The 21,372-nt window shown below is 69.8% G+C and carries 16 protein-coding genes; 4 read left to right on the top strand and 12 right to left on the bottom strand.

Annotated features, from left to right (window positions below; all coding sequences use genetic code 11):
• Positions 1-45: 45 nt before the first annotated feature.
• The 6 genes from ITI46_RS00460 to ITI46_RS00435 all read right to left on the bottom strand — a co-directional run bounded on the left by ITI46_RS00460 (position 46) and on the right by ITI46_RS00435 (position 9,406).
• Positions 46-2,841, bottom strand: a complete 2,796-nt coding sequence (locus tag ITI46_RS00460) for a SpoIIE family protein phosphatase (RefSeq protein WP_209237073.1) — start codon at positions 2,839-2,841, stop codon at positions 46-48.
• A gap of 145 nt (positions 2,842-2,986) precedes the next feature.
• Positions 2,987-4,117, bottom strand: a complete 1,131-nt coding sequence (locus ITI46_RS00455; RefSeq protein ID WP_209237072.1) for an aromatic ring-hydroxylating oxygenase subunit alpha — start codon at positions 4,115-4,117, stop codon at positions 2,987-2,989.
• Between the two features lie 83 nt (positions 4,118-4,200).
• Positions 4,201-4,830: an MBL fold metallo-hydrolase gene (locus tag ITI46_RS00450; RefSeq protein WP_209237071.1), complete on the bottom strand. Its 630-nt coding sequence runs from the start codon at positions 4,828-4,830 to the stop codon at positions 4,201-4,203.
• Entirely contained in the window at positions 4,827-5,912 is a 1,086-nt protein-coding gene (locus ITI46_RS00445) for an S-(hydroxymethyl)mycothiol dehydrogenase (protein WP_209237070.1), read from the bottom strand. Before ITI46_RS00445 ends, ITI46_RS00450 begins: the two co-directional genes overlap by 4 nt.
• A 173-nt stretch (positions 5,913-6,085) precedes the next feature.
• Positions 6,086-6,952: a bifunctional methylenetetrahydrofolate dehydrogenase/methenyltetrahydrofolate cyclohydrolase gene (locus ITI46_RS00440; protein WP_209237069.1), complete on the bottom strand. Its 867-nt coding sequence runs from the start codon at positions 6,950-6,952 to the stop codon at positions 6,086-6,088.
• Between the two features lie 15 nt (positions 6,953-6,967).
• The gene (locus ITI46_RS00435) at positions 6,968-9,406 is read right to left on the bottom strand and encodes a GcvT family protein (protein ID WP_209237068.1); all 2,439 of its coding nucleotides are present in this window, start codon (positions 9,404-9,406) and stop codon (positions 6,968-6,970) included.
• 298 nt (positions 9,407-9,704) lie between these two features.
• On the opposite strand from ITI46_RS00435, the gene purU reads away from it, so the two are divergent.
• Positions 9,705-10,577 (top strand): formyltetrahydrofolate deformylase, encoded by an 873-nt coding sequence (purU, locus tag ITI46_RS00430; RefSeq protein WP_209237067.1) that lies wholly within the window; start codon positions 9,705-9,707, stop codon positions 10,575-10,577.
• A gap of 181 nt (positions 10,578-10,758) precedes the next feature.
• Positions 10,759-11,553 (top strand): IclR family transcriptional regulator, encoded by a 795-nt coding sequence (locus ITI46_RS00425; protein WP_247745237.1) that lies wholly within the window; start codon positions 10,759-10,761, stop codon positions 11,551-11,553.
• Here ITI46_RS00425 and ITI46_RS00420 read toward each other — a convergent pair.
• The 3 genes from ITI46_RS00420 to ITI46_RS00410 all read right to left on the bottom strand — a co-directional run bounded on the left by ITI46_RS00420 (position 11,541) and on the right by ITI46_RS00410 (position 15,319).
• Entirely contained in the window at positions 11,541-13,916 is a 2,376-nt protein-coding gene (locus tag ITI46_RS00420; RefSeq protein WP_209237066.1) for an FdhF/YdeP family oxidoreductase, read from the bottom strand. The two genes, ITI46_RS00425 and ITI46_RS00420, sit on opposite strands and share 13 nt — an antisense overlap.
• 100 nt (positions 13,917-14,016) lie before the next feature.
• Positions 14,017-14,937: a dihydropteroate synthase gene (gene folP / locus ITI46_RS00415; protein ID WP_307807998.1), complete on the bottom strand. Its 921-nt coding sequence runs from the start codon at positions 14,935-14,937 to the stop codon at positions 14,017-14,019.
• 13 nt (positions 14,938-14,950) lie between these two features.
• On the bottom strand, positions 14,951-15,319 hold the full coding sequence (locus tag ITI46_RS00410; protein WP_209237065.1) for a bifunctional 3-phenylpropionate/cinnamic acid dioxygenase ferredoxin subunit: 369 nt from the start codon (positions 15,317-15,319) through the stop codon (positions 14,951-14,953).
• A 217-nt stretch (positions 15,320-15,536) separates the two neighbouring features.
• Here ITI46_RS00410 and ITI46_RS00405 point away from each other — a divergent pair, with 217 nt between their 5' ends.
• The gene (locus tag ITI46_RS00405) at positions 15,537-17,264 is read left to right on the top strand and encodes a BCCT family transporter (RefSeq protein ID WP_209237064.1); all 1,728 of its coding nucleotides are present in this window, start codon (positions 15,537-15,539) and stop codon (positions 17,262-17,264) included.
• A 66-nt stretch (positions 17,265-17,330) separates the two neighbouring features.
• Here the strand turns inward: ITI46_RS00405 and ITI46_RS00400 are convergent, their stop codons facing one another.
• Together ITI46_RS00400 and ITI46_RS00395 are read right to left on the bottom strand one after the other, a co-directional pair.
• The gene (locus tag ITI46_RS00400; protein WP_209237063.1) at positions 17,331-18,578 is read right to left on the bottom strand and encodes a DUF6973 domain-containing protein; all 1,248 of its coding nucleotides are present in this window, start codon (positions 18,576-18,578) and stop codon (positions 17,331-17,333) included.
• Positions 18,579-18,594: 16 nt separating this feature from the next.
• The gene (locus ITI46_RS00395) at positions 18,595-19,119 is read right to left on the bottom strand and encodes a hypothetical protein (RefSeq protein ID WP_209237062.1); all 525 of its coding nucleotides are present in this window, start codon (positions 19,117-19,119) and stop codon (positions 18,595-18,597) included.
• A 290-nt stretch (positions 19,120-19,409) separates the two neighbouring features.
• Here ITI46_RS00395 and ITI46_RS00390 point away from each other — a divergent pair, with 290 nt between their 5' ends.
• Positions 19,410-19,751, top strand: coding sequence for a hypothetical protein (locus ITI46_RS00390; RefSeq protein WP_209237061.1), 342 nt, complete (start codon positions 19,410-19,412; stop codon positions 19,749-19,751).
• Between the two features lie 79 nt (positions 19,752-19,830).
• Here the strand turns inward: ITI46_RS00390 and ITI46_RS00385 are convergent, their stop codons facing one another.
• Positions 19,831-21,324: a hypothetical protein gene (locus ITI46_RS00385; protein WP_247745236.1), complete on the bottom strand. Its 1,494-nt coding sequence runs from the start codon at positions 21,322-21,324 to the stop codon at positions 19,831-19,833.
• Between the last annotated feature and the right edge of the window lie 48 nt (positions 21,325-21,372).

The raw sequence follows: 21,372 nt of genomic DNA, 5'->3' as shown, positions 1-21,372 counted from the left end.
GACGGCCTCGGTCACCGCTCAGGCGCGGTCACACCTCAGGCGCGGTCACAGCTCAAGCTCGTCGTCCCACTGGTCCAGCAGAAAGTCCCCCACGGCTCCACCGGCTCCCGCTCCGGCCTCGTGCACGGACTGCTCCGTCCAGATGACCTTGCCGTGGGCGGTGTACCGGGTGCCCCAGCGCTGGGCGAGCCGGGCGACGAGGAACAGACCGCGGCCACCCTCGTCCGTGGTCCGGGCGCGGCGCAGATGCGGGGAGGTACTGCTGCCGTCGGCGACTTCGCAGATCAGGTTGTCGCCATCGTGCAGCAGCCGGAGCCGGATGGGGCCGGTGCCGTAGCGGATGGCGTTGGTGACCAGTTCGCTGAGGATGAGTTCGGTGCTGAAGGTGACCTTGTCCAGGCCCCAGGTCTCCAGCCGGCGGACGCAGGCGGCGCGGATGCGGCCGACAGCGGCCGGATCGGAGGGCACCTCCCAGTCGGCCACCTGGTCGGCGGCCAGCAGCCGGGTCCTGGCTGCCAGGAGGGCGATGTCGTCGCCGGGACGGGCGGGCAGCATGGCGTCCAGTACCGCCTGACAGGTCTGCTCCGGGGTCCGGCCGGGGTGTGCCAGAGCGTCCCGCAGGAGCTCCAGACCGGTGTCGATGTCGCGGCGGCGGTCTTCGACGAGTCCGTCGGTGTACAGGGCCAGTTGGGTTCCCTCGGGCAGGTGCAGTTCGGCGGTCTCGATCGGCAGTCCGGCGCTGAGGCCGAGCGGTGGCGAGACGGGGACGTCGGGGAAGGTGACCGTGCCGTCTGGGTGGACGAGGGCGGGGCCTGGATGACCGGCCCGGGCCACGGAGCAGTCTCCGGAGACGGGATCGTAGATCGCGAACAGGCATGTGGCGCCGGTCATCCCCGCGCCCTCGCCGTCGCCGGGCTCTCCCTGGTCGATACGGGCGACCAGCTCGTCCAGGTGCCGCAGGAGCTCGTCGGGGGGCAGGTCGAGGGCGCAGAAGTTGTGGACGGCGGTGCGCAGCCGGCCCATGGTGACCGCCGCATGCAGGCCGTGCCCGACGACGTCACCGACGACCAGTGCGACGCGGGCTCCGGGCAGGGGTATGACGTCGAACCAGTCACCGCCCACTCCGGCCTGAGCAGGCAGATAGCGGTAGGCCACCTCCAGCGCGGACTGCTCGGGCAGCGTACGGGGCAGCAGGCTGCGCTGCAGGGTGACCGCCGTGGCGTGCTCCCGGGCGTAGCGGCGTGCGTTGTCGATGCACACCGCCGCGCGGGCGGCCAGTTCCTCGGCGAAGGAGAGATCATCCTCCGTGAAGGGTTCCTTCTCCGAGCGCCAGAAGCCGACCATCCCCACTACCACACCGCGTGCCTGCAACGGCACGCTGATCAGCGAGCGGATACCGAAGTCCACGATGCGCCCGGCGCGTTCGGGGTCGAGTGCCTGCCAGTCCTGCGCCGCGCCCAGGTCGGGCTCCAGCACCCCATAACCGTCGCGCAGCCCCCGCGCCTGCGGCATGGTCGGCAGAAAGGTGATCTTCTCGCCCACCGGGTACAGCGGGTGGTCGTTCCTGATGCCGCGCAGCGCTGTGCGGTGCATGGTCAGACTCGCGCCCTCCGGCTCCTCACCCCGCTGCACCGCGTCCAGCAGCTCGACTGTGGCGAAGTCGGCGAACTGCGGCACCGCGATCTCGGCCAGTTCCTCGGTGGTGCGCACCATGTCCAGCGTGGAGCCGATCCGCACCCCGGCGTCGTAGAGCAGCTGCAGGCGTTCGCGCGCCACCTCGGCCCGGCCGGCCAAGGTCCGCAGCTCGGTGGAGTCCCGCAGCGTGGCCACGCTGCCGGGCCCTCCGCCGTAGCTGTCGACGGGGCGCAGGTTGACGGCGAGCAGCCGGTCCCCGGCCAGGTGCACCTCGTCGTCGGCCGTGCGGCCGGACGCCAGCAGCCCGGCGGTGCCCGGGGCCAGTCCGAGGTCGGTGATCCGCTTGCCCTCCGCGTCTTCGGGCAGGTCGAGCAGTTGGCGCGCCTCGTCGTTGGCCAGCAGCAGCCGAGCCTCCTCGTCGAGGATGAGCACGCCCTCCCGCACCGAGTGCAGCACCGCGTCGTGGTGCTCGTACATGCGGGTCATCTCCGAGGGGCCCAGGCCGTGGGTCTGGCGCAGGAGTCTCCGGCTCACCAGTGCCGACCCGGCCATGGCCACCAGCAGGGCGCCGCCCGCGGCCCCCAGGATCGTCGGCAGTTGCGCCACCACCGCCGCGTTCACGCTCTTGACCTTGATCCCGACGGATACCAGCCCGACAACCGAACCGTCTTTGTCGAAGACGGGAACCATGGAGTCCACGGCGCGGCCTACACCCGGCGTGTCGTAGGTCTCCTGGTGCACTCCCCCAGCGCGCGCTTCGGCGTACGAGCCGACGACGTGTTTGCCGATCAGGTCCGGGTCCGGGTGCGTCCAGCGGTAACCGGAGGTGTCGAACGCGATGATGTAGCTGACGCCGGACGCCTTCCGGGCCGCCTCCGCACGCGGCTGAAGCAGTGCGCTGGGGTCGGAGGATTTCATGGCGCTCAGCGTGCCCGGGGCCTGTGCGAAGGTCTGTGCGCCGACGAGCGAGCGGTTGCGGGCCTCCTGCAGACTCGCCCCGCGGGCCTGCACGACGAGCGCGATCACGGCTGCGCATGCGAGCAGCACCACCAGCACGACCTGGAGCACGAACACTTGCCCCGCCGCAGTGCGCACGCTGAGCAGCGAGTGCGGTCGCCGCGCCGCCCACCGGTACCGGGGCTTCCGCTCGCCTTCCGGCCGCGAAGAATGCGATACGGGGAATCGGCGGGCTCCGGGAATGCGCATGGTCACATTATTAGAGCTCCTCACGCCTCGATGTGGAGTGGTGGGACCCGCCTTTCTGTGTAGGGCCCGCGGCCGCCCGCGGCGACCGTCCTCCCGCCGGAGGGGCCGCACGGCGGGAGGACGGTTGTACCAGGGTGGGCGCGGGTCAGTGGGCGCGGTGAGCCAGTCGGTTCTGGTGCCAGGTGTGGAATTCGCCGATGTGGTGCTCGCTGGGCACCAGTACGCCGCCCTTGGCATAGGCACGGGAACTCATCGCGGGCTGCGTACGCTCACACGCGTCGAAATCCTGCTGGTTCACGCGGTGGAACAGCTCCACCGAATGCTCGACGTCCTTGCCGTTCTCCGTCACATGGGGAAGGTAGAGCCAGTCGCACTCCACCAGGGTCCGGTCATGCGCCATGGGAAACATCCGGTGGAAAATCACGTGATCCGGGACGAGGTTGATGAAAACCTGCGGTCTGACCGTTATCGCGTAGTAGCGGCGGTCCTGTTCCTCGTCCACACCGGGGATACGGTCGAGCCCTTCGCCCCCGCCGAGCGTGAATCCCTCCACGTCCTCTCCGAACGCGGCACCGTGGCCCACGTAGTACTGTGCCGCGAAACCGTCGGCGAACTCCGGAAGGACCTCGGTCAGTTCGGGATGGATCGTGGCGCAGTGATAGCACTCCATGAAATTCTCGATGATGAGCTTCCAGTTGGCCTGCACGTCATAGGTGATCCGCCGGCCGACTTCCAGTCCCTCGATGCCGTAATTCGCGATCGCCTCGGTGCTGCCCAGCCGCTGGGCGACCGCTCCCATCACCTCGTCCTCGAAGGACGGGGGTGTCTCGGCCAGGCAGACCCACACATAGCCCAGCCACTCGCGTACATGCACGGTGACCAGCCCGTACTCGGTCCGGTCGATGTCGGGCATCGAGGTGAGGTTCGGGGCGGCGACCAGTTTGCCGTCCAGTCCGTACGTCCAGGCGTGGTAAGGGCATTGGAATGCCCGCTTCACCTCGCCTGTCTCCTGGGTGCACAGCTTGGCGCCGCGGTGCCGGCAGATGTTGAGGAACGCTTTGACGGAGCCGTCCCGGGCACGGGAGATCAGCACGCTCTCCCGCCCCACCTGGCACGTGCGGTAACTGCCCGGCCGGGCCAGCTCCGATGCGCGGGCCACGCAGAACCACATGGCCTCGAAAATCCGCTCCTGTTCCAGCCGGAAGACCTCAGGATCGGTGTAGTGCTCCCCGGGCAGCGTGGAAATCAGACTCGGGGACAGGTTTGTCACGGTCATCGGTCACCTTCGGAAGACGTCGGACACCCACAAAGCGAGGGTCGGAAAGGGGAATGGGGGTGTTCGAGGTGCTGACGGTCTCGTCAGTGCCCTCGGGCGATCCAGGCATCGAGCTGGGGCGCTTCAGCCGCGATCGAGGTGTTGCTGCCGTGGCCGGTGTAAACGGTGGTGTCGGTGGGGAGAGTGAGCAGTCGGTCGCGAATGGAGGCGATGATGGTGGGAAAGTCGGAGTAGGAGCGGCCGGTGGCTCCGGGACCGCCCTGGAAAAGGGTGTCGCCGGAGAACAGGGCGCCCAGCTCGGGCGCGTACAGGCAGACCGCACCGGGAGCGTGTCCGGGTGTGTGCAGCACGTGCAGGTCGGTACCGGCGACGGTGAGCACATCGCCGTCCGCCAGCGACTCGTCGGGAGTGGTGCCCGGGTGCGTGGCCTTCCACAGCACCGTGTCGGCCGGGTGCAGCATGATGCGGGCACCGGTGCTCGCTGCCAGCGCAGGCGCTGCGTTGATGTGATCGTTGTGGCCGTGGGTGCACACGATGCCGGTCAGGCGCCGGCTGCCGACGGCGGCGGCAATCGCCGCGTCGTCGTGCGCCGCGTCGATCACCAGGACCTCGCGGTCGTCGCCGACCAGCCAGACGTTGTTGTCCACCTCCCAGCTGCCGCCGTCCAGTTCGAAAGTGCCGCTGGTGACGACGTGTTCGATGCGGGCGCTCACAGGACCACCACCGAGCGCAGCACATCGCCGCGGTGCATCTTCTCGAACGCCGCCTCCACATCGTCCAGGGCGATCTTCTCGCTGACGAAGGCGTCCAGGTCGAAGCGGCCCTGGAGGTAGAGGTCGACCAGTGCCGGGAAGTCGCGGGCGGGCAGGCAGTCGCCGTACCAGGACGACTTCAGCGCCCCACCGCGGCCGAACACGTCCAGCAGCGGCAGCTCGATGGCCGGCTCCGGGGTGGGGACGCCGACCAGGACGACGGTACCGGCCAAGTCGCGGGCGTAGAAGGCCTGCTCGTAGGTCTCGGGGCGGCCCACCGCGTCCACGACGACATCGGCGCCGAAACCGGCCGTCAGCTCACGGATGGCCTCGACGGGGTCGGTCTTGGCGGAGTTGACGGTGGCGGTAGCGCCGAACCTGCCGGCCCACTCCAGCTTCCGCTCGTCCACGTCGACGGCGATGATCTTCGAGGCGCCGACCACCTTGGCGCCTGCGATGGCGGCCATGCCCACTCCGCCGCAGCCGATCACCGCGATCGAGTCGCCCCGGCCCACTCCCCCGGTGTTGACCGCGGCACCGAAGCCGGCCATCACACCGCAGCCGAGCAGCCCCGCGGCGGCGGCCGAGGCGCTCGGACTGACCTTGGTGCACTGGCCGGCGGCGACGAGGGTCTTCTCCGCGAAGGCGCCGATGCCCAGCGCCGGAGACAGCGGAGTGCCGTCGAGCATCGTCATGGGCTGGGTGGCATTGTGCGTGTCGAAGCAGTACCACGGCCGCCCGCGGCTGCACGCGCGGCACTGGCCGCAGACGGCACGCCAGTTGAGGACGACGAAGTCGCCGGGCGCGACGCCGGTGACCCCCTCGCCGACCGCCTCGACAACACCGGCGGCCTCATGGCCGAGCAGGAAGGGGAACTCATCGTTGATGCCGCCCTCCCGGTAGTGCAGGTCGGTGTGGCAGACGCCGCACGCCTGCACCTCCACCAGCGCCTCTCCCGGACCGGGGTCGGGCACCAGGATGGTCTCCACCGAAACCGGAGCGCCCTTCTCCCGGGCGACAACGGCGCGTACCTCATGTGTCACTGTCGAGCTCCTCGCTCGGGCCGCCTTGCGGCCGGATGTTCTGTGGTGGTGCGCACGACCGGTCCGGTCGGCCGGAGCGGTCCTGCGCCGGAAGTTGAGGGAACTGCCGAATGTTGCGGATTACGCATCTTGCTTCGTAATGAGCAACAATCTGTCTTTCGGAGGGGACCCTGTCAAGAGACCGTCTCAGCGAACGAGGCGGCCTCCGCCGCCTCGACCACGTTCGCCAGCAGCATCGCCCTCGTCATCGGGCCCACACCGCCGGGCATCGGGGCCAGCCAGCCGGCGGTCCTGGCCACGTCCGGGTGGACGTCACCGAGCAGTCCGTTCTCGGTGCGCGTGATGCCGACGTCGAGCACGGCGGCGCCGGGCCGGACCATCTCCGGCGTGATGAGACCGGGTGATCCGGCCGCCGCGACGACCACGTCCGCTTCGCGTACGTGCCAGGAGAGGCCCTTGGTGCCGGTATGGCACAGCGTCACGGTCGCGTTCTCCGACCTGCGGGTCAGCAGCAGGCCGATGGGCCGTCCGACCGTGACGCCGCGGCCGATCACACAGACGCGGGCACCGGCGAGCGGGACGTCGTGGCGCCGCAGCAGTTCGACGATGCCGCGCGGGGTGCAGGGCAGCGGGCCCGCGACACCGAGCACCAGCCGGCCGAGGTTGACCGGGTGCAGGCCGTCGGCGTCCTTCGCCGGGTCCATCCGCTCCAGTACGGCGTTGGCGTCGAGCCCGCGCGGGAGAGGCAGTTGGACGATGTACCCGGTGCAGGCGGGGTCGGCGTTGAGCTCGTCCACGACGGCTTCGACCTGGGCCTGTGTGGCGTCGGCTGGGAGCTCGCGGCGGATCGAGGTGATGCCGACCTGGGCGCAGTCGCGGTGCTTGCCGGCGACGTAGGCACTGCTGCCCGGGTCATCGCCGACGAGTACGGTGCCGAGCCCCGGTGTGGCACCGCGTCCGGCCAGTGCTGCGACGCGGTCTGCGAGTTCGGCGCGGATGGCGGCCGCGGTGCGTCGGCCGTCGAGGGTCGTTGCGGTCACAGCGCTTTCCTTTCGTCAGCCGCGCAGGCGCTGCATCTTCGGGTCGAACAGGGGCTCCTCGGCGACAACCGCGGGTACGCGCTGGTCGAAGTAGCCGATGGTGAGTGCGCGTCCGGTGACGGCGAGTTCAGCGGGCAGCCAGGCATAGGCGATGCCCTTGCCGATCGTGTAGCCGAAGGCGGCGCTGGTGACGTAGCCCACCGGCCGGCCGCCGTCGTACACGGGCTCCTTGCCCATCACCACGGCCTGCGGGTCATCGATGGTCAGGCAGGTCAGGCGGCGGCGCACCTCGGCCGCGCGCCGCTCCAGCGCGGGGCGGCCGATGAAGTGGCCCTTGTCCGTCTTCACCGCGAAGCCGACGCCGGCCTCGTACGGATCGTGCTCGTAGGTCATGTCGGTGCCGAAGGCCCGGTACCCCTTCTCCAGGCGCAGGCTGTTGAACGCTCCGCGGCCCGCCGCGATACCGCCGTAGGGCCGGGTCGCCTCCCAGAGCGTGTCCCACAGCTTCAGCCCCATGTCGGCGGTGGTGTACAGCTCCCAGCCCAGTTCCCCGACATAGGACAGCCGCATCGCGGTGACGGGCACCGAGCCGATATGGGCCTGCTGGGCGCGGAAGTAGCGCAGCCCCTTGCTGGAGAAGTCCCTGTCGGCGAGCGGCTGGAGCACCTCGCGCGCGTTGGGCCCCCACAGGCCGATGCAGCAGGTGCCGGCCGTGATGTCGCGGACCTGGACCGAACCGTCCTCGGGCAAATGACGGGCGAACCAGTCGAGGTCCAGGTTGCCGTTGGCGCCGACCTGGAAGCGGTCGCGGCCGAGGCGGGCGACGGTGACATCGCTGCGGATGCCGCCGTCGTGGTCCAGCATGAGGGTGTAGGTGACCGAGCCCACGGACTTGTCGACATTGGCCGTGGTCATGCGCTGGAGGAAGCCGGCTGCGCCGGGCCCGGTCACTTCCAGGCGCTTGAGGGCCGTCATGTCGTACATGGCCACGGATTCGCGGGTGGCCTGGGCCTCGGCGCCGACGATCGGCGACCAGTAGCGGGCTGCCCAGTCGTTGGGCGTGGGGATGTCCCGGCCTTCCAGCAGGGGTTCGTTGGCGGCGTACCACTGGGGCCGCTCCCAGCCGTGTGCCTCCAGGAAGTATCCGCCGAGCTCCTGCTGACGGGCGTGGAACGGGCTGGTCCGCAGGGGGCGGGGCGCCCCGGCAGGCTGGAGGGGGTGGAGGATGTCGTAGACCTCCACGAAGTTCTGGCAGTCGCGCGCGAGCACGTACTCGGGAGCGAGTTGGTGCGCCTCGAAGCGGTTGACGTCGCACTCGTGCAGGTCGAAGGAGGAGCAGTGGCCGTCGACCAGCCACTCGGCCACGGCGCGGCCGACTCCGGCGGAGTGGGTGACCCATACCGCTTCGGCGACCCAGAAGCCCTTCACGTCGGGGGACTCGCCGAGCAGGGGCAGCCCGTCGGTGGTGAAGGAGAAGAGCCCGTTGAGGCCCTCCTCGACCTTGGCCTCCTTGGTGGCGGGCAGCAGGTCCTGGGTCTCGGTCCACGCGTCGGCGAAGTCGTCCTCGGTGAAGCGGAGCACGGAAGGCATCTGGTCTGCGGCCTCGACGGAGAGGATGTCGTCGACGTCGACGGGCATGGGGCGGTGGCCGTAGTAACCAATGCCGAGCCCGTCGAAGCGGTCGCGGTAGTAGAGGTCGGCATCCTGGTGGCGCAGGATCGGGCGGACGGCTTCCTCCGTCTGCCCGGCGAGCGCCGGCACGGGGCCAGTCCAGGCGAGCTGGTGTGCAAGCGGCGTCAGCGGCAGGTTCATCCCAACCATACGGGCGATCTTGGGACCCCAGATTCCGGCGCAGCAGACGACGATATCCGCGGGGAGCTCTCCCTGGTCGGTGACGACGGCGCTGACGCGGCCGTCCTCGGTGCGGATGTCGAGGACCTCATGGTGGGCGAGGGTCCGCACGCCCCGGCCCCGGGCGGCCTCGAGCTGTGCCTCGACAGCGAGGACGGCCTTGGCCAGGCCGTCGGTGGGGATGAACAGCCCGCCCCGTATCCGCTCGCGGTGCACCAGGGGGTGCAGTTCGACGCACTCGTCCGGGCCGATCAGCCGGGATTCGACGCCCCACGAGGTCAACCAGCCGTGCCTGCGCTGTAGTTCGGCGAGGCGCTCGGGGGAGGTGGCGACCTCCAGGCCGCCGACCGGGAGGTAGCAGGGCTGCCCGTCCACATCGAGGGAGCTGAACTTCTCCACGGTGTAGCGGGCCAGTTCGGTCATGGTCTTCGAGGAGTTGGTCTGGAACACCAGGCCCGGGGCGTGGGACGTCGACCCGCCGGTGGCGGGCAACGGGCCCTGGTCGACGACCGTGACCTCGGTCCAGCCCCGGACGGACAGTTCGTCGGCCAGTGCCGCACCCACGACGCCCGCTCCGATGATGACCACGCGTGGTCCCGCCATCGCACAACCTCCAGTTGCTGTTTACGCAACGCGCTTCGCATTATGCAACTCACGGTGCCGGGCCCTCTTGAGCGCTGTCAAGGGGTGTCTTGTGGGTTGGTGTCGTTGCGTACCGTGCAGCATGTTGCACATGAAGAAAATCCCCGACCGCCGAGCCCGCACCACGAGGCTCCTGGCGGAGGGATTCGGAGAACGCGGGGACGGCCGATCCGCCACCCCTTGACCAGCCGGGCCCCACCCTGGACCATGTTGCGCATTACTCATCGTGTTGCGTAATGCGCATCAATGGAGGATGTCAATGTCTCCTCGACCGCAGCCCGGCCGCGAGTTCGTCCTCACGCTCTCGTGCCCCGACCGGGCGGGCCTCGCCCACGCTGTGACCACGTATCTCGTCGGCCACTCCGGCAACATCCTGGAGAGCCAGCAGTTCGAGGACCGGTCGCAGGACCGCTTCTTCATGCGGGTGCACTTCGAGGTCTCGGACCCGGAGGTATCGCTGGAGGACCTGCGCTCCGGCTTCGGCCCGGTGGCCGAGGCGTCCCAGATCACCTGGCAGCTGCACGACGCCTCGACGCCGACCCGCACCCTCATCATGGTGTCGAAGTTCGGCCACTGCCTGAACGACATGCTCTTCCGCAGGTCCACGGGCGCCCTCAACATCGAGATCCCGGCGATCGTCTCCAACCACCGCGACCTCGAACCACTGGCGCAGAACTACGGCATCCCGTTCCACCACATCCCCGTGACGCCGCAGACCAAGCCTGCGGCTGAGGCACGACTGCTGGAACTTGTCGACGAACTCGGCGTCGACCTGGTCGTGCTGGCCCGCTATATGCAGATCCTCTCGGACGACCTGTGCAAGCAGCTCGACGGCCGGGCGATCAACATCCACCACTCCTTCCTGCCGAGCTTCAAGGGGGCACGTCCGTACGTCCAGGCGCACGTGCGCGGCGTCAAGCTCGTGGGAGCCACGGCCCACTACGTCACCCCGGACCTGGACGAGGGGCCGATCATCGAGCAGGACGTCGTCCGCGTGGACCACTCGCACGACCCGGACGAGCTGGTCACCATCGGCCGCGACGTCGAGGCCCAGGTGCTGGCCCGCGCCGTGGAGTGGCACTGCAAGAGCCGGGTGCTGGTCAACGGGAATCGAACAGTCGTCTTCCGCTGACGGGAGGCGGAAGGCGGGAGGTGGTGGGCCACTGAGGGGCTTGTCCCATGCTTCGCCACGGTGACCGGTGAGGCCCTCCGAGAGCCGGTCACCGTCGCTGCCACCGTGGACTTGGGTGGCCTCGCCGTGGCCCTCACCGTGGTCTTCGTGATTGTTTCCCGCCAGTAGGTATAGTTGCGCTATGAGCAACTACACGGCACAGAACAGAACGGCAGGTCCCGTAGGCAGCGGAGTGCAGTCCGTCGACCGTGCCGTCAGTGTTCTGGAGATCCTCGCCCAGCGCGGCGAGGCCGGCGTCAGTGAGGTCGCCGCGGAGATCGAGGTCCACAAGTCGACAGCGTTCCGCCTGCTCGGAGCGCTGGAGGCCCGAGGTCTCGTCGAGCAGACCGCCGAGCGCGGGAAGTACCGTCTCGACTTCGGGATCGTACGCCTGGCCAGCGCGGTCACCGGCCGCATCGACATCACCCAGCAGGGCCGGCCGGTCTGCGAGCGGCTGGCCGGGGAGATCGGCGAGACGGTCAACATCGGTGTGCTGCAGGAGCACTACGCGGTCAACCTCTACCAGGTGCGCGGCCCGGGCGCGGTCGGCGCCCACAACTGGGTCGGGCGGCTGACCCCGCCGTACGCCACCTCCAGCGGCAAGGTCCTGCTGGCTCACCTGTCGGCAAAGGAGCGCGCCGAACTGCTCGCTTCCGGGATGAGGAAGCAGACCCCCCACACCATCACCGCCAAGACGAAGCTGGAGAAGTGCCTCGCCGAGGTCCGGGAGCAGGGGTACGCGCTGGCGCTGGAGGAGCTGGAGCTCGGGCTGAACGCGGTGGCGGCCCCGATCCGCTCCCGGGACGGCGAGGTCGTCGCCGCGATCAGCGCATCAGGGCCGGCCTACCGCTTCACCGAGGAACACATGCTGGAGATCGCCTCGGTGCTCGTCGAGGGCGCGGAGGAGATCAGCCACCGGATGGGTTATCTGGGCTGAGCCTCCCCCCGTCCTGCGGACCCGCGGGAGGGCGGGTCACAGCGCTCCAGGCGTACGACGATGCTCTTGGAGGTCGGCGTGTTGGAGGTGTCGGCCACCGAGTCGAGCGGGACGAGCGCGTTGGCCTCCGGGAAGTAGGCCGCGCAGCAGCCCCTGGGGGTGTCGTAGGCGACGGCCCGGAATGAGGCGGCACGCCGCTCCAGGCCGTCGGTCCACTCGCTGACGAGGTCCACGAGGTCACCGTCGGTGATCCCGCGCTCGGCGAGGTCGTCCGGGTGGGCGAAGACCACTCTGCGTCCCCGGTGGATGCCGCGGTAGCGGTCGTCGAGCCCGTAGATGGTGGTGTTGTACTGGTCGTGGCTGCGCAGCGTCTGCAGCAGCATGCGGCCGGGCGGGACGCGCATCACCTCGAGGTCGTTCACCGTGAAGTTGGCCTTGCCCGTGCGGGTGGGGAAGCGCCGCTCGTCGCGGGGGGCGTGCGGCAGTGCGAAGCCGCCGGGCTGCCGTACCCGGGCGTTGAAGCCGGCGAAGCCGGGCACCACCCGGGCGATGCTGTCGCGGACGGCGTCGTAGTCCGTCTCGAAGGCCGCCCAGGGCACGTCGGCGTCGGCGGCGCCTCCTCCCCCGCCGGTTTCGAAGAGGCTGCTTTCGAAGAGGCTGTGTGCCAGCCGGCAGACGATGACCGGCTCCGGCAGCAGATGCGGCGAGGCGGGTGGCAGCGCCCCGCGTGAGGCGTGCACCATCCCCATCGAGTCCTCGACGGTGACGAACCGGTCTTCCCCGCCCGGACCCCGGTCGCGCTCGGTGCGGCCCAAAGTGGGGAGGATGAGGGCTTCCCGGCCGCAGACGGCGTGCGAGCGGTTGAGCTTGGTGGAGACCTGCACGGTGAGACGGCAGCTCCGCAGGGCTCGCTCGGTGGCGGAGGTGTCCGGGGCGGCGGAGACGAAGTTCCCGCCCATGGCGAAGAACACCTTCACCTCCCCGGCGGCCATCGCACGGATCGCCTCCACCGCGTCACAGCCATGGCGGCGGGGCGGGTCGAACCCGAACTCCCTGCCCAGCGCGGCGAGGAACTCCGGGTCCGGCTTCTCATGGATGCCCATCGTGCGGTCGCCCTGGACGTTGGAGTGGCCCCGCACCGGGCACACGCCGGCTCCGGGGCGCCCCAGATTGCCGCGCAGCAGCAGGAAGTTCACCACCTCGCGGATGGTGGGCACGGAGTGCTTGTGCTGGGTGAGCCCCATGGCCCAGCACACCACGACCGACCGGGCGGCCATGACGTCGCGCGCGGTGGTCTCGATGACGTCCCGCGTGAGGCCGGTGGCCTCCAGGACGTCGCCCCAGTCGAGCTTGCGCACGTGCTCGGCGTAGTCCTGGAAGCCGTCGGTGTGCTCGGCGATGAAGTCGTGGTCGAGTACGGTGCCGGGCGCGGTGTCCTCGGCCTCGATCAGCAGCCGCGACAGCGCCTGGAAGAGCGCCAGGTCACCGCCGAGGCGTATCTGCAGGAACAGGTCGGCGAGGGTGGTGCCAGTGCCTGCGACACCGCGGGCGTTCTGCGGATTCTTGAAGCGCAGCAGCCCGGCCTCGGGCAGCGGGTTCACCGCGACGATACGCGCACCGCGCCGCTTGGCCTTCTCCAGCGCCGACAGCATCCGCGGATGGTTGGTGCCGGGGTTCTGACCGACGACGAAGATGAGGTCGGCGCTGTGCAGATCGTCGAGCCGCACGCTCCCCTTACCGACTCCGATGGTCTCCGTGAGGGCCGAGCCGCTCGACTCGTGGCACATGTTCGAGCAGTCCGGCAGGTTGTTGGTGCCGAATTGCCGTACCAGAAGCTGGTAGAGGTAAGCCGCTTCGTTGGAGGTGCGGCCGGAGGTGTAGAAGGCTGCCTCGTCGGGGCTTTGCAGCGCCCGCAGTTCCCGGGAAACGATGCTGAATGCCCGCTCCCAGGTGACCGGCTCGTAGTGCTCCGAGTCCGCGGCCTTGTACATCGGCTCGGTGAGCCGGCCCTGCTGGCCCAGCCAGTAGTCGCTGCGGCCCGCGAGCTCGCCCACCGGATGCGCGGCGAAGAACGCGGGCGTCACCCGGCGGACGGTTGCCTCCTCGGCGACGGCCTTGGCACCGTTCTCGCAGAACTCGGCCCGGCTGCGGTGCTCTCCTTCCGGCCAGGCACAGCCGGGACAGTCGAACCCCTCTTTCTGGTTGACCTTGAGCAGCGTCAGCGCGGTGCGCCGCACGCCCATCTGGTCGTAGCCCATGCGCAGCGCATGGGTCACGGCAGGCAGTCCTGCGGCCCAGCGCTTGGGCGCCCCCACTTCCAGCGCGTCGTCACGAGGCTCCTCGCCCGGCGCCTTGCGTGCCATGTGATTGCCTCTCTTCGTCGAGTTGCCGGCGCCCAGCTGTTCCATCGGGCCGGCGGCACCACCTGCCCGGCCTGGTCGTCGGTGAAGGGTGAGCGGGCCTTCAGTTCGGCGGAACCGGTCCCGGGGTTGCCGCGTCATCGCCCCAGCGGGCGGTCACCCGTACCGCGTCGAGGGTCGAGGCCACATCGTGCACGCGCAGGCACCAGGCTCCCTGCGCGGCGGCGAGGACGGACACGGCGGCGGTCGCGGTGTCCCTCGACTGCGCCGGGCGCGATTGTCCCGTCGCCGGGTCCGCCAGCAGAGTTCCCAGGAACGACTTGCGGGAGGCGCCCACGAGGACGGGACACCGCAGCGCGGTGATCTCGCCGAGACGGCCAAGCAACTCCCAGTTGTGCTCGGGCGTCTTGGCGAAGCCCAGCCCGGGATCCACGACCAGGCAGTCGGGCCGCATCCCTGCCCGCAACGCGGCCGCCACCCTCGAACGCAGCTCGTCGGCCACCTCGGAGACGACGTCGCCGTACACCGCGTTCGCCTGCATGCCGGCGGCGTGCCCGCGCCAGTGCATCACCACATACGGGGTTCCGGCCCGGGCCATCAGCGGCAGCATCGCGGGGTCCGCGAGGCCGCCCGAGACATCGTTGACGAGCGCGGCCCCTGCGTCGAGCGCACGAGCGGCGACCTCGGCCCGCATGGTGTCGACGCTGACGGTCCCGCCTGCCGCGGCCAGTTCACGGACGACGGGCAGAACACGCCGCAGTTCCTCCTCCACCGGTGGGCGCGCCGCCCCGGGGCGGGTGGATTCTCCGCCCACGTCCACGATGTCCGCACCCTGCGCGAACAGCGTGAGTCCGTGCGCAACGGCCGCCTCCGGGGCGAAGGACAGCCCGCCATCGGAGAAGGAGTCGGGCGTGACGTTCACAACGCCCATGACCAGCGCCCGGCCGGGCCGCGGAAGCCCGTACGGGTGGAGCACCGGCCTGCCAGGGGACGGCAGGGCCGTGGCACGAACCGTGGCAGTCACGGGAAACCGGCCCTCATACGGCGCCTTCGACGGCAAGGCGGCGGGCTGCGCAGGCCGCCGGGAGGTTGGGGATCGCGTCGGACAGCCGTACATGGACGACGCCGTCCTCGATCACGACTTCGTGGGTGCGCACGGGCCGCCGGGCCGGCGCCCCATCCGGCTTGCCGGTGCGCAGGTCGAACTTCGAGGCGTGCAGCGGGCACTCCACCTCGCACCCTTCCAGCCAGCCGTCGGAGAGCGAGGCGTCCTGATGCGTGCATGTGTCGTCGATGGCGTAGACCTCGCCGTCCTCGGTGTGGAACACGGCGATGGGCGGATCGCCCTCGAAGCGGCAAGCCTCGCCTCGCGGCAGGTCGGCGAGACGGCACACAGGAATCATCATGACCACCTTGATGCACAATACGAAACTGATTGCGTAAGACGCAACGCAAGTTTGAAGTCCCCCCTACGCCGTGTCAAGCCTCGGACGAGCCCTTGACGCCGGGATGCAAGACGTGTTCCCTGTTGCGCCCAAAGAGACGTGTTTCTTATTACACAACACGAGCCACCATCCGACCGAGCACGCCCGAGCCCTGGCCGACCGACAGAAGGAGTCGCAGATGGCTGTCCACACGGCGAAATCGCCAGGCGACGATCCCGGGGAAGAGACAGCGGGCCCCCCGGCCCACGCATCATCCATCGCACCGCGCGTCTTCTGGCCGTCCGCGATCATCGTCCTGGCCTTCGTGCTGTACGCGACGATCTTCAGGACCTCGGCCCAAGAGGTCATCAGCACCGTGCAGGAAGACATCGTCGGCGGTCTCGGCTGGTACTACACCGCCCTCGTGTCGCTCTTCGTCGTCTTCGCCCTCTGGGTCGGCATCGGCCGCTTCGGGGACATCAAGCTCGGCAAGGACGACGACGAACCCGAGTTCGGCATGGGCTCATGGCTGGCGATGCTGTTCGCCGCAGGCATGGGCATCGGGCTGGTCTTCTGGGGCGTCGCCGAGCCGTTGACCCACTTCGTCACCCCCAGGCCGGGCGTCGGCAAAGCGGAGGCCGAGCGGAGCGAGTTCGCCATGGTGCAGACGTTTCTGCACTGGGGCGTCCACCCGTGGGCCATCTACATCGTGGTAGGCCTCGCCGTCGCCTACGCCGTGCACCGCAAGGGGCGTCCCGTCTCGATCCGCTGGGCCCTGGAGCCGGTCCTCGGCGACAGGATCAAGGGTTACTGGGGCGACGCCGTCGATGTGATCGCCCTGGTGGGCACCCTGTTCGGCGTGGCCACCTCGCTCGGCTTCGGCGTCATACAGATCTCCTCGGGGCTGGAGTCCCATGGGTGGGTGTCCGATTCCGGCAAGCCGCTGCAGGTCGGCCTCATCATCGGCATCACCATGCTGGCCACCGCCTCGGTGGTCACGGGCCTGGGCAAGGGCATCAAGTGGCTGTCGAACATCAACATGGGACTGGCCGGCGCACTGTTGCTGTTCGTACTCGTCGCGGGCCCGACGCTCTTCATCCTCAACACGTTCGTCGAGGACATCGGCGCGTATCTGCAGAACATCGTCACGCTGAGCTTCAACACCGGCGCCGCTGAAGGTGATGACGGCACCGCCTGGGTCAGCACCTGGACGGTCTTCTACTGGGGCTGGTGGATCTCCTGGGCGCCGTTCGTGGGCATCTTCATCGCCCGTATCTCCCGCGGACGCACGGTTCGCGAGTTCGTCACCGGCGTGCTGCTGATACCCACACTGCTGACCTTCGTATGGTTCGCGGTCTTCGGCGGGTCGGCGCTGCACCGCGAGACGCTGGGCGGCGGCGGACTGGTGGGAGAGGACGGCAAGGTCGGTACGAACAGCGCGTTCTTCCAGCTGCTGGACACCCTGCCGGGCGGCGCGCTCGTCGCCGGGGCGGCGCTGCTGCTGATCGTGCTGTTCTTCGTCACCTCCTCCGACTCCGGGAGCTTCGTGGTCGACATGCTGGCCTCCGGCGGCAACCCCGAGCCACCGGTGTGGAGCCGGGTGTTCTGGGCGGGCTCCGAGGGGGCCGTGGCCATCGCGCTCCTGGTCGCCAGCGGCAGCGGAACCGCCTCGCTGACCACCCTGCAGACCGCGGCGATCATCACGGCGCTGCCGTTCAGTCTGGTCATGGTCGGCCTGAGCGTCGCCACCGTCAGATCCTTCCGCCGAGAGCGCCAGGCATATCTGGCCGCCCGCCGGAAGAAGCAGGAGCAGCGGCTCATCAACCAGGCCGTCACGGCGTTCGAGGAAGGTCTGGAGCATCTGGGGGACGGGGCGCTGCCCACGGAGACGACTGAGCACGACCCGGTCGACACACGTACCAGTTAGCGTCGCTGAGCGGTGGGGGGCGGACGTGCGCCTGCCAATGGGCCAGTGCCGCGAGCAGGCCACGTCTCAGCTCCCACTCCCCTCTCCGACCACCGAGCCGCCGCTGTCCGCATAGCCCGACCCGTCGCCTCGCTCGTCCTCAGGGGCCGGGAGTGTCGGGTCACCCGTCTCGTCAGAGGTGATGTCGTCGCTGAAGGCGAGACGGCCGCCGCCCTTGGGGATCACCACCATCTCCCCCTTCCGCACAGCCTTCTCCACCTGGTCGGCCAGTTCTTCCTCGCTCGCGCCGGGGTGCTCCTGGGCGATCCGCCTGCCGACCTCGTTGTTGTACAGGTCCATTGCCTCGCGCTCCGGGGGGTTTCCGGGGCGCGCCTCGTGGGCCGTGGCGAATTTCTCGGTCCACTCCGTGCCGTACTTCTTCGTCATCAGCGCGTTCCAGTAGGCGTGGCGGAACGCGTCGTTGTGGTTGTCGTTCTTGTCGCCGGGCGTGAACCGGTCGTTGGCAGCGGCGAAAGCCGTGTCCTTGATGCCCTTGAAATCCAGCAGGCCGTTGATCCCCATCTCATCGAGCATGTCGGCTTCCCGCTCAGTGACACTCTGTGCCGAACCCGTGATCAGAGCGCCTGCATGCAGTACCCAGTTCCGGGGGTACCCGACCGTGCCGCCCGGGTCCGGGTCGACCTGGTAGTCGCGGAGAATCCGGGCCTCCTTGAATCCCGGGGGCGTGTACTCGACCTTGTCGGGGTTGAAGCCGTTCGCTCCGGCAGCGCGGTCGTCGGGCGGCTCGACCGCTCGCACCAGAGTGCTCCTGATCGCGGCGTCCGCGTGGTTGACGGCCTCGACGGCCCTGTCGATCCGGGACTGCCACTTGGCGACCTCTTCGTCGAGGATCGCAGCGTAGGTGGGATCGTGGCCCCTCGCCAGTCGCTCGCCCTCGTTCAGCTTGGTGGTGTCGAGCGTGACCCGGCCATCGGCGTCCACGCTCATCTTGTCGTCCTCGGCGGCCTTAACCTGCTTGACGAGGGATCCCTTCCGGTCCGCCAGGTCGTCGCACGCCTTGGTCAGCAGCGCGGCGATGTTCTGCGCCTGCTCCTTGGCATCGCCGAACTGCCCCGAGGAGACCCGGGCCACCTCGTCGTACTGCACCTTCGCGACGCCCGCCCAGTAACTGCGGGACAGACAGCCGCGCACACGCGAGTCGTAGTCGGCACGGAGCTCACCGAAGCGCTTGCTCATGCGTCTGAACGCCGCGGCGGCGTCATCGAGTTCGGTGACATCGGCGGCCATGATGTCGCGGAAAGTGAGTCCCATCATCCGGAGCCGTCCAGCGTCAGCGGGCCGGCCGCAGCCCCGTGGGCGCGTTGCCCGGAAGGGTGGGGTCGTAGGGATCGGACCCGGGCGCAATGGCGGTGATGGCGCTGTGCACGAGTCCGTCCCGAGTCTGGAAGAGCACCTTTGCCCCTTGCAGCGCGTCACGTTCGCCCTGAAGCCGCTGCTCGAGGTTGCGGACCTGCTTGCCCCACTTCCGCAGAACATGCTCGACGCCCTGCCATGCCTCCCAGTTCTGCAGGGTGCCGCTCGGCTGGGCGCGCTCGCTGCCCAGCATCCCTGGCGCCGGGTCCTCGAACGGCTCCTTGGCCATGCGGCCCGCGCTGCGCAGGTGCGGCAGCAGTTCCTCGGTGATGTATCCCGCCGATGCCTTCTTCGCCGCAGGGTCCGTGGCCAGCCGGTCCGTCCCGCCGGGCCCGGTGCCACCACCGCCCGCCGCAGACGCGGAATTGAGCTGCATCCGCGCGTCCTGCCCCTCCTGCGCCCGCGAGACCAGCGCGCCCCACTCGGCCCGGAACGAGTCCAACGTGACCCCCCTAGCTCACTTTCTGTAGCCGGAATGGTATCCCCGAGCCGGGCCGAGCCACATGAACACATGGTTCCGCCTGCGTCACGGAAGCTCTACACGAGCCTTCTCGAAGAGACCTTCAACCTTGCCCGCCGACCACTGCGAAACACCGGCACCGCCGAACCGCCCCGCATACAGTCCTCCCTGTAGGCGCTGAGCATCAGCTGAGGAAACGTCCAACAGAGAGGGACCGGGGGATGGCGCAAGCCGGGGCGGGGTGGATGCCCCAGCGTTGGCTGAGGCTGGCAATGGGTGCTGCCGTGTGGTCCGCCTCGGTTGTGTTGCTCCTCACCTCGGCCTTCTTGGCGCTGGCCGAAATCCAGGCGCAAGAGGATCCCGCCGACCCGACGGCGAGTGTCCTGGAGCGGTGCGGGTCCCTCGTCTCGGGCGACAAGGCCCGCCCCGGTCAGTCGGCCGAGTGGCACTCACACGTGTGCGGACCGGCCCGGGACGCCCGACTGGACTGGACCGTGCTGTTCCTGGCAGCAGGAACCGCTACCGCCGCACTCGCCACCGTCATGCACATACGCCGCGGCCGGCGCCGCCCGAAGGCCCCGGCCGCAGAGCCACAGAACCACCACAGGGCCTGAGCCGACCCGCCGGATCAGGCTCCAGTCAGCCCAGGGGCTGGAGAGACACAGCTCGCATCGACCTGAACGAGGGCGCGGGCTACGGCTGTGGCGGCAGATACGCCGTCAGTCCGGTGCCCCGGAGGGGGTGGGCGGTCCAATGGCCGGCGTAGAAGGGGGCATGGTGCTTGCGGGTCAGTGCTGCGGTGGGGGTGTGGGCCGCACGGCGACGTAGCGCTGTGGGCGTGGTGTTGCGGTTGTTTCCGGAGACGTTGGCGGAGGCGCAGCCGGTGTCGTAGGCGATGGGCGGGGCGTGTTTGCCGGTTATCAGACAGGGCGGGCGCAGCCCCAGGCGGTGCAGTTCGTCGGCGGCCACCTGGTAGCGGGCGTTGGCGGCGCGGGCGTGGGTGAGGTTGGTGCGCAGGTCGGCGTACTGGGTGGTGGTGTGCGCGGCGAAGAGGAGGGCGAGGGCGCAGAGGGCGAAGGCGCGTGGGGCGCCGGGGTGGAAGGCGTGCAGCAGGCGGACGAGCAGGGCGGCGATCGGCAGGGAGAGCAGGGCGTAGCTGGGCAGCAGGAACCGCGGCGCGAAGTAGTCGATCAGCAGCAGGTACGGCACGCTCAGCGCCACCGCGCAGGCCACCGGCAGCAGCGTGCTCGAGGGACGCCGGTTGCGTACGGCCACCGCGCACGCGCACGCGGCCAGTACCGGCAGCGCCGCCCACCACAGATGGTGCGCGGGCTGGGCTGCCTGCACCGTGCAGGGCCGGCACAGCAGCGGGCCGGTGAGGCCGCGCCACGCGGTGCCGCCGTTCCAGTGCGGGTGCATGCCGCCCTCGGTGCGGCCCGCGACATGAAGCCGAGCCAGAACACCGCCGAAGCGGGCGTACGCCTCGACGATCCACGGAAGGCTGCCGAGCGCCGGCCCGGTGAGCACCGCGAGCACCAGCGCGGGCCGGCGCCAGGCTCCCACCAGCAGTGGGGCGGTGAGCAGCGGCAGCGCCAGCCAGATGCCGTCGGAGAACCGGAAGAGGGCTGCGCCGGCCAGACAGGACGTCAGCAGGACGTACGCGCGGCGCGGCACACCGGGCCCGGCGGCGCGCAGGTACCAGCCGGTGGCGGCCACCGCCGCCAGGGCCACCCACAGGTTCGGCATGGCCTGCGGCCCGTAGAGCACCGTCACCCACAAGGTGGCGAAGAGCAGGGCGGCCAGGGCGGTCGCGGCCCGGCCGAGCAGCGGCTGCCAGACGCGGAAGGCGGCGTACAGGGCGAGGGCGGAGGTCAGCGCGAGCACGGTGCGCAGCGCCGTGGCCGAGCCGGTGACAGCCAGAATCGGCGCGACGAGGTAGCTGATGCCGCGGGAGCGCGGGGCACTGAAGAACGCGGCCGGGGTGCGCGGGTCGGTCTGGGAGAGGTAGACCGCCTCGTCCCAGCCGAGCCCCAGGTGCCCGCCGGCGACGAGGAACAGCTGCGCAGCGGCGTACGCTGCGGCGACGAGCGCGAGCCACGGCAGGCGGCGGCGGTCTTCGGGCTGCTGCGGTGAGGGTTGGGGCGGCTGGGGCTGCCGGGGCCTGGCGGTGGTGATGGTCGCGGTCATGCCCTCCCCTTCGGGCGCCCGTTGCGCGGTCGGCGTGTTCGGTCGACG

The organism is Streptomyces oryzae (assembly GCF_017676365.1).
GTDB lineage: Bacteria > Actinomycetota > Actinomycetes > Streptomycetales > Streptomycetaceae > Streptomyces > Streptomyces oryzae.
The sequence above is the reverse complement of the archived record's forward strand: the minus strand, read 5'-3'. Positions and strand labels throughout refer to the sequence as shown.